Origin of the sequence: Micromonospora sp. WMMA1363 (assembly GCF_030345795.1) — a bacterium.
GTDB lineage: Bacteria > Actinomycetota > Actinomycetes > Mycobacteriales > Micromonosporaceae > Micromonospora.
The window spans coordinates 2,042,227-2,057,387 of record NZ_JAUALB010000001.1 but is presented as its reverse complement, the minus strand read 5'-3'; the positions used below and the strand labels follow the sequence as shown (position 1 = coordinate 2,057,387).

14 protein-coding genes are annotated in these 15,161 nt (G+C 69.6%); 8 read left to right on the top strand and 6 right to left on the bottom strand.

Going from position 1 to position 15,161, the window contains the following annotated elements:
- Positions 1-41: 41 nt before the first annotated feature.
- The 3 genes from QTQ03_RS09355 to map form a co-directional block, all read right to left on the bottom strand.
- Positions 42-749 carry a glycosyltransferase family 2 protein gene (locus QTQ03_RS09355; protein WP_289277642.1) on the bottom strand — a complete coding sequence of 236 codons (708 nt, stop codon included), beginning with the start codon at positions 747-749 and terminating at the stop codon, positions 42-44.
- Positions 750-875: 126 nt separating this feature from the next.
- A complete protein-coding gene (locus tag QTQ03_RS09350) occupies positions 876-2,510 on the bottom strand; it encodes an ArnT family glycosyltransferase (RefSeq protein WP_289277641.1) in 1,635 nt (544 codons plus the stop codon).
- Positions 2,511-2,910: 400 nt separating this feature from the next.
- A complete protein-coding gene (gene map, locus QTQ03_RS09345) occupies positions 2,911-3,681 on the bottom strand; it encodes a type I methionyl aminopeptidase (protein ID WP_289277640.1) in 771 nt (256 codons plus the stop codon).
- A gap of 66 nt (positions 3,682-3,747) precedes the next feature.
- Between map and QTQ03_RS09340 the strand changes: the two genes are divergently transcribed.
- Positions 3,748-4,050: a helix-turn-helix transcriptional regulator gene (locus tag QTQ03_RS09340; protein WP_289277639.1), complete on the top strand. Its 303-nt coding sequence runs from the start codon at positions 3,748-3,750 to the stop codon at positions 4,048-4,050.
- 265 nt (positions 4,051-4,315) lie between these two features.
- Here the strand turns inward: QTQ03_RS09340 and QTQ03_RS09335 are convergent, their stop codons facing one another.
- Positions 4,316-5,521: an IS110 family RNA-guided transposase gene (locus QTQ03_RS09335; protein ID WP_289277638.1), complete on the bottom strand. Its 1,206-nt coding sequence runs from the start codon at positions 5,519-5,521 to the stop codon at positions 4,316-4,318.
- Positions 5,522-5,889: 368 nt separating this feature from the next.
- Here QTQ03_RS09335 and QTQ03_RS09330 point away from each other — a divergent pair, with 368 nt between their 5' ends.
- From QTQ03_RS09330 to QTQ03_RS09300, 7 genes are all read left to right on the top strand, one after another.
- Positions 5,890-6,852, top strand: a complete 963-nt coding sequence (locus QTQ03_RS09330; RefSeq protein WP_289277637.1) for a MurR/RpiR family transcriptional regulator — start codon at positions 5,890-5,892, stop codon at positions 6,850-6,852.
- Positions 6,849-7,598 (top strand): sugar isomerase domain-containing protein, encoded by a 750-nt coding sequence (locus QTQ03_RS09325; RefSeq protein ID WP_289277636.1) that lies wholly within the window; start codon positions 6,849-6,851, stop codon positions 7,596-7,598. Before QTQ03_RS09330 ends, QTQ03_RS09325 begins: the two co-directional genes overlap by 4 nt.
- Before the next feature lie 24 nt (positions 7,599-7,622).
- Positions 7,623-9,026, top strand: a complete 1,404-nt coding sequence (ngcE, locus tag QTQ03_RS09320) for an N-acetylglucosamine/diacetylchitobiose ABC transporter substrate-binding protein (protein WP_289277635.1) — start codon at positions 7,623-7,625, stop codon at positions 9,024-9,026.
- Between the two features lie 23 nt (positions 9,027-9,049).
- Positions 9,050-9,991 carry a carbohydrate ABC transporter permease gene (locus QTQ03_RS09315; protein ID WP_289277634.1) on the top strand — a complete coding sequence of 314 codons (942 nt, stop codon included), beginning with the start codon at positions 9,050-9,052 and terminating at the stop codon, positions 9,989-9,991.
- A gap of 14 nt (positions 9,992-10,005) precedes the next feature.
- Complete coding sequence (locus QTQ03_RS09310) at positions 10,006-10,953, top strand: carbohydrate ABC transporter permease (protein WP_289280745.1); 948 nt, start codon at positions 10,006-10,008, stop codon at positions 10,951-10,953.
- 59 nt (positions 10,954-11,012) lie between these two features.
- The gene (locus tag QTQ03_RS09305) at positions 11,013-12,698 is read left to right on the top strand and encodes a bifunctional 3'-5' exonuclease/DNA polymerase (RefSeq protein WP_289277633.1); all 1,686 of its coding nucleotides are present in this window, start codon (positions 11,013-11,015) and stop codon (positions 12,696-12,698) included.
- A gap of 136 nt (positions 12,699-12,834) precedes the next feature.
- Positions 12,835-13,428 (top strand): nucleotidyltransferase family protein, encoded by a 594-nt coding sequence (locus QTQ03_RS09300; RefSeq protein WP_289277632.1) that lies wholly within the window; start codon positions 12,835-12,837, stop codon positions 13,426-13,428.
- Here the strand turns inward: QTQ03_RS09300 and QTQ03_RS09295 are convergent, their stop codons facing one another.
- Both QTQ03_RS09295 and QTQ03_RS09290 read right to left on the bottom strand, forming a co-directional pair.
- Complete coding sequence (locus QTQ03_RS09295) at positions 13,429-14,319, bottom strand: amidohydrolase family protein (RefSeq protein ID WP_289277631.1); 891 nt, start codon at positions 14,317-14,319, stop codon at positions 13,429-13,431.
- Between the two features lie 5 nt (positions 14,320-14,324).
- Positions 14,325-15,134 (bottom strand): metal-dependent hydrolase, encoded by an 810-nt coding sequence (locus QTQ03_RS09290; RefSeq protein WP_289277630.1) that lies wholly within the window; start codon positions 15,132-15,134, stop codon positions 14,325-14,327.
- Positions 15,135-15,161 lie beyond the last annotated feature (27 nt).

Sequence of the window (15,161 nt, the reverse complement as noted above, 5' to 3'; positions counted from 1 at the left end):
GGACCGCCGAGCCCGCGGCGGGGCGGCGGGGCGGGTCGGTCTCAGCGGTGGGTCAGCGGGTCGGGGCGGCGGCGGGTGCGCTCCCGACCGAGGATCCAGAGCGCCTCGACGCCGTCCTTCCAGGTGATCTTCTTGCCCTCTTCGCGCCCGCGGGCCCGGTAGCTGATCGGTACCTCGTAGGGGCGGATCCGCTGGCGCAGCAGCTTGCCGGTCACCTCCGCCTCCATCCCGAAGCCGCGCGACCGGATCCCCAGCGAGCGGTAGAGCTCGACCGGCATCAGCTTGAAGCAGGTCTCCAGGTCGCCGATGTAGGAGTTGAAGAGCACGTTGGCGACCATCGTGACGCCCTTGTTGCCCATCACATACCAGAAGCTGTAGGCGCTGTGGCTGCCGAAGGTCCGATTTCCGTAGACCACGTTGGCGCGGCCGTCGAGGACCGGGGCGAGCAGGCGGGGAATGTCCTGCGGGTCGTACTCCAGGTCGGCGTCGAGGATGACCATGTACTCACCCTCGGCCTCGTCCACCGCCGTCTTGATGGCCGCGCCCTTGCCCGCGTTGCGCTGGTGGCTGATCACCCGCAGCCGCGAGTCGTCGGCCCGCCCGAGGATCTCCCCGGTGCCGTCCCGACTGCCGTCGTCGACCACGACCAGTTCGATCTCGCACGGGTAGTCGACCGCCAATGCCTGCTTCAGGGCATCCGCGATGCGTTCTTCCTCGTTGTAGACCGGCATGAGGATCGAGAGCTTCACGGGGATCTCCACGGTGGCGCCGATGTGTCAGCCCTACCCTAGCCCGCCTGGTCAGTGGCGCGGTGCCAGCCCTGAACCGCCGTCCGCCGTCCGGCGCGTCGGGTGACCTCACCACGTCGGGTTCAATCAGTTCTGCTCCGGGGTCTGGCGGCAGAGATACATCTGATAGCCCGCGATGTCGCGCACCGAAACAACGTCGACCGCCGGTGGGGTGGATCGGGCAAAGCGGTCCGTCATGGCGCTCGAGGCGGGCAGGACGTAGGCAACCTGTTCCGACTGCCGGACCTGATCACGGTACGGCCGGTACCGATCGAGACCTGGCGTGAGGTTCTCGTCGAGGACCGCACAGCGAATCTGTTCCCCGCTTCGGTAGGCGAGTCGGTTGCACGTCCAGTACTCGGAATAGATCTGCCTGATGCCGTTGCCCTGCAGATGATCCAGCAGCTGCTGCTCCCCGTCAGCTTTGGCCGCGTACACCGACCGATGGGCGACAAGCTGCCCGGTAGCGACCAGCAGACCAGCGAGAACCGCGCCGGTGAGCGCAACACACCCGGCGGCCAGGACGACGCCCCTCCGGCTCGGGCCAGGCACACCGGGTCGAGGTGAGCTCCTGCCGTCGGCCTTGTCGGCCCCCACGCGGCCGACCGCGGACCTGACGCCGATCCACAGCGGCCAGAGAACAGCCGGCAGGGACACCAGCCCGTAGTGGAGGTAGCGGGCGCTTTCGATCGGTGCTGCCGCCGACGAGGAGCTCGCGGTGTACGCGGCCAGGGTCATCGCAGCACCGGCGACGAGAGCGAGCCGACCGGCATGCAAACGACGCTCGTCCCGGTCGGCGTTGCGCATCGCCAAGACCGCGATCGCCGCCGCCGTGACCATAAGGATCAGGTAGGTCGGCCCCCACCACAACTGCCAGGTCGCGCAGCGACTCGGCGCGCACATCCCGGAACTGAGCGGCAGCCCGAGGATGACCGCGCCATGCAGCCGGTCCGACCATGCGGCCGGCTCGGTCGTGCCGCTGAGGGACAGCAACACGGAAATCGAGTTGCGATGGTCGGAGCGAATGTTGAACCAGATCAACGGGGCTGCGCCGACGACAAATCCGGCAACTGCCAGGGACACCCGTCGCATCGTCAACTCTGATCGGCTCATCCACACCACGAGCAGCACCGCGGCGGCCACGTACGGCAGCGCAAGCCAGTGGGTCCAGACGATGTAACCGGCCAGCCCGCCCCACACCGCGAATGTCACCTGCCGCTTCTCCGGCTGCAGGGCAAGAAGGGTAGATGCCAGCATGAGACCGGCGGTGGCGGTAGCTACATCGGAATAGCCACCGGCTCCGATGATCTGATCCTTGACAACCCGATCGGACCCGAGCGCCAGAACCGCCATGGTGAAGACGGCGAACCACGGTGTGTAGAGCGTGCGCGTCAGCCGGAAGACGAGAAGAAGGAAAACGACATACATGGCGAGCGCTGGTAGACGAAGCACCCACCACTGTGTGCCGAGGACCTGAACCAGGGGGGCTGCAACGTAGGAGTGGAACGTGCCCATGTAGTCCTGGCCATAGAAAAACGTCGGCCAGTGCTGGCCTGCTCCGATGTGCAGGGCAGCCAACCCGGCGGTGCCCTCGTCGCTATTTGCCGGCGGCACGTCCAGCGCCATCAGAATCGCCCGGTACAGGAAACCCGCGATACCGAGAGCTGCCGCCACACAGCCAGGGATCACACCCTTCTTGCGAAAGGACGTGGCCGAGCCCACTACCACTTCTCCCGGGACCGGTTTGTGGCTGCACACTTCTCGGCCAATTCCGCCACGGCCCTCCCTTGCTCAACCGGCCACCACAGTTCCATCGAGCCGTGCCCTGCAATTCTGCCATAGCAGGCAGGGCGGGGGTGCCGGTGCCGGACAGCAGCTGGTGTGCGGCCTGCAGCGCGAGGGGCTGGACCACCGGGCTCCCGCTCCACGGATTCATGGGCCACGGGATCGAGGGCCGCGGTCAGCGTGTGATGCCGGTGGAGCGGGCGGTGGGCTCTCCGGCGTCCGGCGCGGTGTCGATGTCCGTGGCGGTGGCGCGAGTGAACTGACGACCAAGTATTCGCGAAACAGGGTTCAGGTGCCAATGGTCGAATAGGGGCGATGCTTCACCTCGCGGTCGCGCCTACCGCGGCACGGTGAGAACCTCGGCTCCGTCGCTGGTGATGGCGATCGTGTGCTCACTGTGCGCTGTCCGACAGCCGGTCGCACTTCGGAGCGTCCAGCCGTCGGCATCGGTGACGAGCTCGACGGTGTCCGCCATGACCCACGGCTCCAACGCCAGCAGCAGCCCGGGGCGCAGCCGGTATCCGCGACCGGGCCGGCCCGTGTTCGAGACGTGCGGGTCCTGGTGCATCGTCGATCCGACGCCATGACCACCGAACTCGGTGTTGATCAGATATCCCGCCTCGCTGAGGACCGAGCCGATGGCATGGGAGATGTCACCGACGCGAGCCCCCGGTTCCGCCGCGGCGATCCCGGCGCTCAGCGCGCGCTCGGTCGCGTCGATCAACGCGACGCTCTCCGGGGGCTCCACGTCGCCCACGATGAAGCTGATGGCGGAGTCGGCGACAACTCCACCTCGGGAGACGGCGAGGTCGAGCGTCAACAGGTCGCCGTTGACGAGCGTGTAGTCACGGGGCCGTCCGTGCAGCACGGCGTCGTTGACTGACGTGCAGATGTAGTGACCGAACGGCCCGCGTCCGAAGGAGGGCTCGTAGTCGACATAGCAGGACTGCGCCCCGGCATCAATGATCATGGCCTGCGCCCACCGGTTGATGTCCAGGAGGTTCGTGCCCACCCCGCAGCGACTCCTCAGCGTCTGCAGAATGTCGGCGACCAGGGCGCCTGACTCCCTGGCTCGCGGCAGGTCGGTGGGGTTCAGGATCTCGATCACGCGTCGCCCTACTCGGGTAGCCAATAAGTATCCCGGCCATAGTATCCCGGTATTAGAATTGGAGCCATGGTCAGGTTGCCGCTCACTCCCGCGGAGGTCGAGCGCGGACGGCGCCTCGGCCTCGTCCTGCGTCGCGCCAGGGGGCAGAGATCGATGCTCAGCACCGCGCTGGACGCGGGCGTCTCGCCGGAGACTCTTCGGAAGATCGAGTCCGGTCGCGTGGCCACCCCCGCCTTTCCGACCATCGCTGCGATCGCCGACGTGCTCGGCCTTTCCCTCGACGCGGTGTGGTCGGAGATCAACCAGTCCGACGGGTGGGTCGATCTCGCAAGGCCAGCTCCCTGCGCCGGTGAGCAGTTGGCCTCGTAGCTCTCGACCGCGCCGCGGTTGCGGTTGCGCGGCTCGTCAAGCCTCCCGTATCCGACTCCGTTTGATCCCCGAGAGCGTCGGGCGGGACGGGCTCGACCGGCCTTGACCGGTTCGGCGCCCGGGGGTGCGGCGGTCGCACGGGTGGACGTACCTCCGACGTGGAGACCGACCACGACGGTGTCGGGCGCTGGCCCACCTCCTTGATCAACGTGCGTTCATGCTGGCCGGGCCCGGAAGTGTCGGGGGGGTGTCCCTATGGGTTTTGTCAAGCCGCGAGGCGGGGTTCGTCCGCCGGTTTCGGCTGGTATGGGGTCTTGGTGCGCAGCATGGCGTGTAGGACGTCGACGCGGCGTCGGGCGAGGCAGATGAGGGCGGCGTTGTGTTTCTTGCCCTCGGCGCGTTTCCGGTCGTAGTAGGTGCGGCTGGTCGGGTCGGTCAGGGCGGCGAACGCGGACAGGAAGAACGCGCGTTTGAGCTGCTTGTTGCCGCCCTTGGGTGGGTGCTCGCCGCGGATGCTGGTGCCGGAGCGGCGGGTGACTGGGGCCAGGCCGGCGTAGGCGGCGAGGTGGCCGGAGGTGGGGAAGGTGGTGCCGTCGCCGACTTCGAGCAGGATGCGGGCTGCGGTCCTGACGCCGATGCCGGGCATCGAGGTCAGGACCCCGGCAAGAGGGTGCGCATCAAGCATCCCCTCAACCTGTTCGGCGACTTGGTCACGCTGGTGCAGCAGGTCACGCAGGTTGTCAGCCAGTCGCGGCAGGACGGTCTCGGCCGCCGCGGTGCCAGGCACGACGACGGTCTGCGCGTCGAGCGCGGTGAGGATCTGCGCGACCAGGCGTACGCCTATGCGTGGCGCACGCTTCTTGACCATCTCGACCAGTTTCGTCCGGCCGGCCTTGCGCAGCCCGGCTGGTCCACCGCACTGCGACAGCAGCTCCAGCACGGCTGGATGCTGCAGTTTCGGGCCCAGGACCCGCTCCAGCGGCGGGTGGATCTGGGTGAGCAGACCACGAATCCGGTTGGAGATCCGGGTGACCTCGCCGGCGAGGTCGTCGTCGTAGCCGACCAGGACTTCCAGCTCAGCGAGGGCGTCGTCGCCGGCGTCGACGCGGCGCAGCGTGTGCGGCAGGGTGCGGGCGGCGTCGGCGATCACGTAGGCGTCGCGGGCGTCGGTCTTCGCGGTGCCGGGGTGCAGGTCGGCCAGTCGGCGCATGACCAGGCCGGGCAGGTAGGCCACCTGATGCCCACACACGCGGGCCACCGCCACGGGCAGCGCGCCGATCGATGCGGGCTGGTCGACCACCATCAGGACCCGGCCGTGCCGGGCGAGCTTGTCGAACAGTTTCCGCAGGCCGGCCTCGGTATTGGGCAGCGTAGCGTCGTGCAGCCGCTTCCCTTCCGGGGTTAGCGCGACCGCATGGTGTCCTTCCTTGCCGACATCCAGTCCGATAAAGACGCCGTACTCGTCGTACAACGCTGTGCCTCCCCAACTGCTACCGTGGCTCGGCCGCTGGTCAGCGTCGGACTGCCGGCATCCACGTTACGAAGAGACCTACCCCGCACGCGGGGCGGCCGGGTCCCTATCAGCGGTCCGCCGACGCCACCCGGCCCGGCGACAACACCCCCCGGATCATGCGTACGACAGGGGCGGTTAGTCATACCGAGCCGGGCGACCGAGCAGTCCCCGGCTGGGGACGATCAAAAAGGTAACGGGGGCGGCGCCTCGCGTCCGGCTGTGCGCCAGGTAACAGTTTGAAAACTTCGCCCACGGCCTTGACACGGAGGGGCCTTCAGTAAGAACTTTTACCACTAACAGTTAACAGTCTTTCGAAAGGGCGTCCGATGGTTGATCACGAGGTGGACACCGCCGCGGGGACCGCGATGGTCGACACCGACGGATCCGACCGGCGGGGCGTCGTCGGGAGCGCAGCCGACGGTGTGCTGGCCCGGGTCCGGGCCGGTGCCGGCGACCTGACCGGGGCGCTGCGGCGGGTCGCCGAACACGTGCTCAGCGACCCGGAGGCCGCCGCCCGCGCGACGATCGTGGAGCTGGCCGAGCGCAGCGGGACCTCACCGGCCACCATCACCCGCTTCTGCCGGGCGATGGGCTTCGAAGGGTACGCGGACCTGCGCCTGGGCATCGCCGCCGAGACCGGGCGGGCCCGCTCGGCGGGCTGGACCGTCGACATCGGGCGCGAGATCCAGCCCAACGACCCGCTGCGGCGGGTGCTCGACCAGATCATCGCCGCCGACACCCGGGCCATGCACGACACCGCCGCGCTGCTCGACCTCGCCGAGGTGGAGCGCGCCGCGGTGGCCATCGCCGGGGCGAGTCGGGTGAACATCTTCGGCGCCAGCGGCAGTGCCCTGGTCGGCGAGGAGATGCAGTTCATGCTGCACCGCATCGGGGTCGCCGCCTGGGCCTGGAACGACGTCCACGAGGGGCTGGCCTCCGCGGCGCTGCTGCGCGGCGGCGACGTCGCGCTCGGCGTCTCGCACAGCGGCCAGACCAGGGAGACCATCGAGATGCTCGCGGAGGCCGGCAGCCGCGGCGCGACCACGGTCGCCGTGACCGGTTTCCCCCGCTCGCCGCTGGCCGAACTGGCCGACCTCGTGCTGTTGACGGCCAGCCAGGCCACCACCTTCCGGCCCGACGCGCTGTCGGCCCGGCACCCCCAACTCGTCGTGCTCGACCTGCTCTACATCGCGGTCGCCCAGCGCACCCACGACCGCGCGCACGCGGCCTTCCGACGCACCGCCCAGGCCGTCGACGGGCACAAGGCCGCGAAGGGGGCCACCGCATGATCAGCGCTCAGCGGTACGCCGAGGCCGTCCGGCCGGTGCTCGACCGGCTGCTCGACACCAGCGCCGACGCGCTCGCCGCCGCCGCCGACCTGGTCGCCGCCAGCCTGCGGGCCGGCGGAGTACTGCAAGCCTTCGGGGCGGGGCACTCCGAGGCGTTCGCCGCTGATCTGGTCGCTCGTGCCGGCGGGCTGGTCCCCACCAACCGGCTCACCATCCACGACCTGGTGCTGCACGGGGACGCGCCGCGCGGCGTGCTCGCCGATCCGAAGCTGGAGCGCGACCCCTCCATCGCCCACCAGATCTACGCCCTCGCGGCCCCGCAGCCGCCGGACGTGTTCGTGGTGGCGTCCCAGTCCGGCATCAACGGCTCGGTGGTCGAGCTGGCGACGCTGGCCACCGGGCGCGGTCACCCGTTGATCGCGGTCACCTCGGCCGAGCACACGGCGCGGGTCGCCTCCCGGCACCCGTCGGGCCGCCGGCTCGCCGATCTCGCCGACGTCGTGTTGGACAACGGCGCGCCGTACGGCGACGCACTGCTGCCGCTCGAGGGCGGCGGCGCGGTCTGTGCGGTCTCCTCGGTCACCGCGGCGCTGTTGGCGCAGCTGCTGACCGCCGAGGTCGTACGACGGTTCCACCAGGCCGGGGAGGTGCCGCCCATCTACCTCTCCGCCAGTGTCCCCGGCGGGGACGAGCACAACCACGCCCTCGAGTCGCGGTACGCCGGGCGCCTCCGGCGGACCGCCTGACCCGAATCCCAAGGAGAGTCGCACATGTCCGTTTCCCCTGATCTCAATCGCCGGACCCTGCTGCGTCGCGCCGCGGCCGCGGGTCTGCTGGTCACCCCCGCCGCCGGTCTGCTCAGCGCCTGCGCCGGCAGCGAGCCGGCCAAGAACGACGACACCGGCGGCACGAAGAGCAAGGACAACCCGTTCGGCGTGCAGGACGGCAGCGCGGTCAAGGTGGTCATCTTCAACGGCGGCCTGGGTGACCAGTGGGCCAAGGAAGACGAGGTGATCTTCAAGGCCAAGCACCCGAACGTCACGGTCAACATGAGCTCCACCCAGAAGATCAAGACCGAAGAACAGCCGAAGATGGCGACTCAGCCCAGCGACGTCGTCATGAACTCCGGCGCCGACATGATGGACATCAGCACGCTGGTCAACGAGGGCGCGATCGAGCCGCTGGACGACCTGCTCACCGCCCCGGCGTGGGACAGCGAGGGCACGGTGGCGGACACGCTGCTGCCGGGCACCGTCAACGACGGCACCTTCCAAAACAAGTTCTACGTGGTGAACATCGCCTACACCGTCTGGGGTAACTGGTACAACGCCGCCCTGTTCGACAAGGAGGGTTGGCAGCCGCCGAAGACCTTCGACGACTTCTTCGCCCTCGCGCCGAAGATCAAGGCGAAGGGCATGGCCCCGTACGTCCACGATGCCGTGCACGGCTACTACCCGCGGTGGGCGCTGATGGCGACGATCTGGAAGTCCGCCGGCAAACAGGCTGTGATCGACATCGACAATCTCAAGGAGAACGCCTGGAAGGCCGACGGCGTGCTGCCGGCCCTGCAGGCGTGGGAGAAACTGGTCAAGGACAAGCTGCTGCTGCCCGGCAAGCTCGACCACACCCAGTCGCAGCAGGCGTGGCTGGACGGCAAGGCCGCGTTCATCCAGGTCGGCACCTGGCTCAAGAACGAGATGGCGGCGACCATTCCGCCGGGTTTCGAGATGAAGCTGTCGGACTACTGGGGCCTGGGGGCGAGCGACAAGGCGCCGAACGACGTCTACGCCGGTGCCGGTGAGGGCATCGTCGTCCCGGCGAAGGCACCGAACAAGGCCGCCGCCAAGGAGTTCCTGCGGGCGGTGCTCTCCAAGGCCGGCTCGGCGAAGTTCGCCGAGCTGACCAAGTCGCTCGCCTCCACCAAGGGTTCCGGGGACAACGTCCAGGACGCGGCGCTGGCCAGCGCGAACGAGCTGATGAAGAACGCTCCGCAGGACCTCATCTCGGTCAAGTTCGGGAACTTCTATGCCGATCTGGACAAGGAGAGCCAGAACCTCTCCGAGGAGCTGATGGCCGGCCGGCTGACCGCCCAGCAGTTCGTCGACAAGATGCAGGCGGCCGCCGACAAGGTCGCCCAGGACTCGTCGATCACGAAGCAGACCCGTACGGCCTGATCAGAACGGAAAGAGTGAGTCCAATGCGGCACGGTGTCGCGCGTTTCGTCACAGGCTTCCTGGCCCTGCCCGTCGCGCTGTACCTCTTCTACGTGGTGTGGCCCTTCGCACAGGCGGCCGGCTACTCGCTGACCGACTGGGGCGGCTACTCCGACCGGCAGCAGTTCGTCGGGCTGGACAACTACGTCCGGCTGTTCTCCGACGAGCTGATCAGGAAGGCGTTCTGGCACAACGTGTTCTTCCTGATCACCGTGCCGCTGTTCACGATCGCGCTGGCCCTGTTCCTCGCGTTCCTGCTCAACGTGGGCGGACGCGAGGACAGGGCCGGCATCCGGGGCGTCTTCGGCTCCGGGTTGTACAAGGTCATCTTCTTCTTCCCGCAGGTGTTGTCCCTGGTCGTCATCGCGGTCATGTGGCAGCAGATCTACCGGGCCGACGGCCAGGGCCTGGTCAACGGAATCCTGATGAAGATCGGGCTGGTCGACGCCGACAACCCGATCGCCTTCACCAACGACCCCGAACCGTTCCTCGGTGTCCCCGCGGTGCTGTGGTGGCTGCTGCTGATCGCGGTGTGGAGCGGCGCCGGCTTCTACATGGTGCTCTTCTCCGCGGCGATGCAGTCGATTCCGAAGGACATCTACGAGGCGGCGATCCTCGACGGCGCCGGTCGGTTCCACACCTTCTTCCGCATCACCCTGCCGCTGCTGCGGGACACGGTCTCGGTCGCCTGGGTCTACCTGGGCTTCATCGCCCTCGACATGTACGCCCTGGTCTTCGTGATGACGCCCAGCCAGGGTGGCCCCAACCACGCCAGCGAGATCTTCGCGTCCGTGCTCAACTTCACCGCGTTCCAGAAGGGCCAGTTCGGCTACGCCTGCGCGATGGGTGTGGCGCTGGCGATCTTCACGATCATGCTGGCCGCGGCGCAGCTGAGGATCACCCGCCGCGAGCGGATCGAGTTCTGAGGAGACTGGTGACGATGAGTACGGCGATCCACAGCTCCGACCGGACCCGGCCCGACCAGGTCCCGCCGTCCGCCCGGCGCTCCGAGCCGGCCGGCCGGGGCGCGGGCGCGCGGATCTTCAACGGGTTCTCCCACGTGTTCCTGCTGGTGTGGGCGATCATGGTCGTCTACCCGCTGGTCTGGGTGCTGATGTCGGCCCTGAAGAGTGACTCGGAGGTCATCCGGGAGCCGCTGTCGCTGATCCCGGACAGCCTGCGCTGGGAGAACTTCGGCCGGGCCTGGACCGAGGGGCAGCTCGGCTCCTTCTTCCTCAACACCGGACTGGTGCTGGCGGGCAGCGTCTTCCTGACGATGCTGCTCGGCTCGATGGCCGCGTACGTGCTGGCCCGGTACGAGTTCCCGGGCAACCGGCTGATCTACTACATGTTCCTGTCCGGGCTCACCCTGCCGGTCTACCTCGCCGCCGTCCCGCTGTTCAAGGGCGTCTACAACACCGGTGTGGTCTTTTCGCCGCTCGGGCCGAACAAGCACCTCATGTTGGTCCTGGTCTACGTTGCCTGGTCGCTGGCGTTCACGGTCTTCTTCATGCACTCGTTCTTCCGGACCCTGCCCACCGCGATCGCCGAGGCGGGCCTGGTCGACGGTGCCTCGCACAGCCGGCTGTTCTTCAGCGTGATGCTGCCGATGGCCAAGCCGGGCCTGATCAGCATCGGCATCTTCAACGTCCTCGGCCAGTGGAACCAGTGGTACCTGCCGACGCTGCTGATGCAGTCCGTCGCCGGTGAACCGAAGAACCAGGTCATCGCCCAGGGCCTGATCGACCTGTCGGTCAACCAGGGCTACAAGTCCGACTGGTCCGGTCTGTTCGCCGGGGTCACCATGGCGATGCTGCCGGTGCTGGTCGTGTACATCGTCTTCCAGCGACAGGTGCAGTCCGGCCTCACCGCCGGAGTCGGCAAGTAACCATTCGCCTTCGCGTGAGTGGCTGCTGAGCTGGCCTCCCGTGGGTGTCGCTCCGGTGAGTGTCGCACCGGCGAGGCAGAATCACGTTCGTGCTGGTGGCGGTGGTGGCGGACGAACTCGGCGGGGGTGTGCTGCAACTCCTCGACGCCGCCGGGCGGCCGACCGCGCCGCCCGAGCCGGTCGCCAACCTGGCCGCGGCCGTGGCCGACCGGGAGCGGGCTGGTCGCCCCCGGTGGGTCTGGGCGTCGGCGGCGACGATCTACCCGGCACTGATGCGCGCTGGGGTCCGCGTCGACCGCTGCCACGACGTGGAGTTGACCGAGGCGCTGCTGCTCGGCCACGCCGGCCGGTGGGGCGAGCCCCGCGCGGCGGCTGCCGCCTGGGCGCGGCTCACCGGCACGCCGGTCCCGGCGGACCCGCCACCCCGGGTGGCCGAGCCACCCGGCCACGGCCAGGGCGCGCTCTTCGAGACGCTGCCGGGCCCGCCGGGCCCCGGCGTCGAGGCGTTGACCCGGGTGTACGCCGACCAGGTCACCCGGATCTCGGCAACCGGGCATCCCGGCCGGTTCCGGCTGTTGGTCGCCGCCGAGTCGGCCGGCGGGCTGATCGCCGTCGAGATGGCCGCCGCCGGGTTGCCGTGGCGGGCGGACGTGCACGATGCCGTGCTCGCCGAGCTGCTCGGTGAGCCGTCCCCGGTCGGCGGGGCGCCACGCCGGCTGGCCGGGCTGGCCGCCCGCATCGCCGAGACGTTGGGCGTCCGCCAGCTGCACGCGGACTCGCCGGCGGAACTGGTGCGGGCGTTCGCCCGGGCCGGGGTGGAGGTGCCCAACACCCGGGCCTGGGTGCTGCGCGGCGTCGACCACCCGGCGATCCCGCTGGTCCTGGAGTACAAGGAGCTCTACCGGATCTGGACGGCGCACGGCTGGGCCTGGTGGGACGCCTGGGTGCGCGACGGCCGGTTCCGGCCGGAGTACGTGCCCGGCGGGGTGGTGTCCGGCCGGTGGGCCACCCGGGGCGGTGGCGCGTTGCAGATCCCGAAGGTGATCCGTCGGGCGGTGGTGGCCGACCCGGGCTGGACGTTCGTGGTCGCCGACGCCGGTCAGTTGGAGCCACGGGTGTTGGCCGCGGTCTCCGGTGACCACCGGCTCGCCGCCGCCGGTGGGGCCGGCGACCTCTACGCCGCGCTGGCCCGGGACGCCTTCGCCGGCGACCGGGCGCGCGCCAAGCTGGCCCTGCTCGGCGCCATGTACGGGCAGACCGGTGGGGCGGCGGTGCCCGCGCTGGAGGTGCTGCGCCGCAACTACCCGACCGCCTTCGGGTATGTCGAGGCGGCCGCCCGGACCGGCGAGACCGGTGGGCTGGTCCGTTCCTGGCTGGGCCGCACCTGCCCACCCGGTGCGGTGGGGCTCGACGGCGAGCAGGGGGTCCCGGACGGAGGTGACCGCACGGCGCGGGCCCGGTCGCGGGGCCGATTCACCCGCAACTTCGTCGTCCAGGCGACCGCCGCCGAGTGGGCCTCGACGCTGCTCGCCACGCTTCGCGGCGAGCTGGCCGGTACCGGCGGCGAGCTGGTGTTCTTCCAGCACGACGAGGTGGTGGTGCACTGCCCGAAGGAGCGGGCCGAACAGGTCGCGGCGGCGGTGGCCCGGTCGGGTGGGCGGGCCACCGCGCTGCTCTTCGGCGCAACGCCGGTCCGGTTTCCGCTCGACGTGTCCATCGTCGACTGCTACGGCGACGCGGCATAGCACACATTTTTCCTTTTTGCCCCGCTACCACCATGCGGGAAGTGTCGTTGGGTCCGTTGTGCGTCAGGGGCCGAGCGACAGTTTCGTTCGGTCCGTCTCTACGACGGAGGTGGCACCGCTGAACCGGATCGCAGGAATGATCATCGCTGCGGGCGGGGGACGCCGGATCGGCGGCCCCGAGGCCCTGCTGCACCAGGGGGAGAGGCCCCTGGTGAACCAGATGATCGATACGCTGACGGAGGCGGGCTGCGCACGGATCGTGGTCGTCCTCGGCGCCGCGGCCAACCAGGTGCGCGAGACCGCGGACCTGACCGCCGCCACCGTCGTGGTCAACCGGGCCTGGGGAACCGGCGTGGGCTCGTCGATCCGGGCCGGTCTGGCGGCAATCGACGATGACGACATCGAGGCGGTGGTCGTGGTGCCGGTGGACATGCCCGGCCTGACCGCCGCGGCGGTCAGCCGAGTCACCGCGCTGCCGTACCCGGACGTACTGGTCTGCGCCACCTATGGCGGGCTACGCGGCTACCCGATGCTGTTCGGTCGCCGGCACTGGTCCGGCATCGCCACCCTGGCCAGCGCCGACGTCGGCGCCCGGCCGTACCTGCTGGCGCACAAGAGGCAGATCGTCGACATCGCCTGTGACGCGGTCGCCGACGGCAGCCGGGTCGACACCCCGGAGCTGATGACCCTCTACGGCCTGACCATCCCGCCCCAGCGGGTCGGGGCGTAGTCAACCCGCCAGGTCGAACAGGGCAGCGGCGTTGCCCCAGCAGATCGCGCGTAGCCAGTCGTCGCCCAGGTCCAGTCGAGCCAGGCCGGCGAGCTGCTCCGCGTACGCGTGTGGCAGGTTCGGAAAGTCGCTGCCCAGCAGCACCTTGCCGGCCAGCCCCAGGTCGCGCAAACGGGGCAACTCCCCGGCGGGGAACGGCACGAACCGGTCGAAGAACGGGGTGAACGCCATCGCGGTGTCCAGCCGTACCCGCTCGTACCGCTCGGCGAGGTCGAGGAACGCGGCGTAGTCCGGCGCGCCGAGGTGCGCCACGACCGCGGCCAGCCCCGGGTGCCGGGCGAGCACGGCGGCGAACGGGGCAGGTCCGGTGTGTGCGGTGCCGACCGGGGCGTGCCCGGCGTGCACCACCACCGGCACGCCGGCGTCGGCGAGTAGTCCCCACACCGGGTCCAGCACCGGCTCGGTGGGGGCGAACCCACCCACCTGCACGTGCACCTTGAACACCCGGGCGCCGGCGGCGAGTGCACCCGCGACGTACCGCTGCGCGTCCGGTTCGGGGAAGAACGTCGCCGAGGGCAGACAGTCCGGTGTGGCCCGGGCGAAGTCGAGGGTCCACCGGTTCAGCTCCTCGGCCATGCCGGCCTTGTGGGCGTACGCCAGGGCGCTGAACGCCCGCACGCCCAGCCGGCGCAGGTGGGCGACCCGCTCCGCGTCGCTTTCGCGGTACCGGATCGGCCAGCCCGTGCCGATGAGCGGGCCGGCGGTTTCGAAGTACGCCCACACCCGGCGCAGCAGCCGGGGCGGGAGGAAGTGCACGTGCACGTCGGCGAGGCCGGGTAGCCCGAGCCCCTGCCAGAATGCCGGCACGTCGGCGTCGTCGGCCGTCCCCATCGTCGTCAGACCTCGATGTTGAAGCGTTGCAGCACCGAGGGAGCGACCAACCCGACGGCAGCGAGCACCGCGATCACGGTCAGCGCGGTGCGGACCACCACCACCTCTGTCTTGCCGCCTGCCCGCAGGGCGATCGAATCCGGCAGACTGATCATCTTCCACATTCGGCGCTTGATCGGGATGGGCCAGAGGATCGGCACCCCGGCTTTGGTGATCATGTCGCCGATGATGTGCACGAAGCACCCGACGCCGACGGCCAGACCGATCATCGGATACCCGCGGTTGCCCGGCAGGTTGGCGAAGGTGAACCAGGCCGCCCCGAGCGAGGCCAGGGTCACCACGACCCAGCCGGCCCGCTCGGCCCACTCGTCGAAAAGGCCGCGCAGCGCGAGGCCGAACATGAAGAACAGGATGCCGATCACGGCCCACTTGCCGTACGCCGCGCACAGCGCGGTGGTGCCCCAGCCGACCAACACGGTGAACGGGATCGTGTGGGTCAGCGTGCGGTGGCCGTTGGTGCGGCGCGGGTCCTTGCTCAGCTTGGTCGCGTAGTAGACCCCCAGCGACACCTTCTCCGTCACCTCGGCGACGAACAGCGAGACGACGCCGAACGTGCGGGCGACGGTGGCGCCGCCCCGGTTGCGGGTCACCTTGCCGGACAGGTCGAGGTCGGGGAAGAGCGCGCCGCCCGCGCACACCGCGGTGCCGACGGCGAGTGCCAGCGGCGACTGGTGATAGTCGGCGAACCGGTCCAGCGCCAAGGATCCGGTCAGCCACACCGCCGCGCCGGACAGCGCGTGCGACGGTCCCATCATGTCCGCTCACCCTCCCGGGAATCTTGA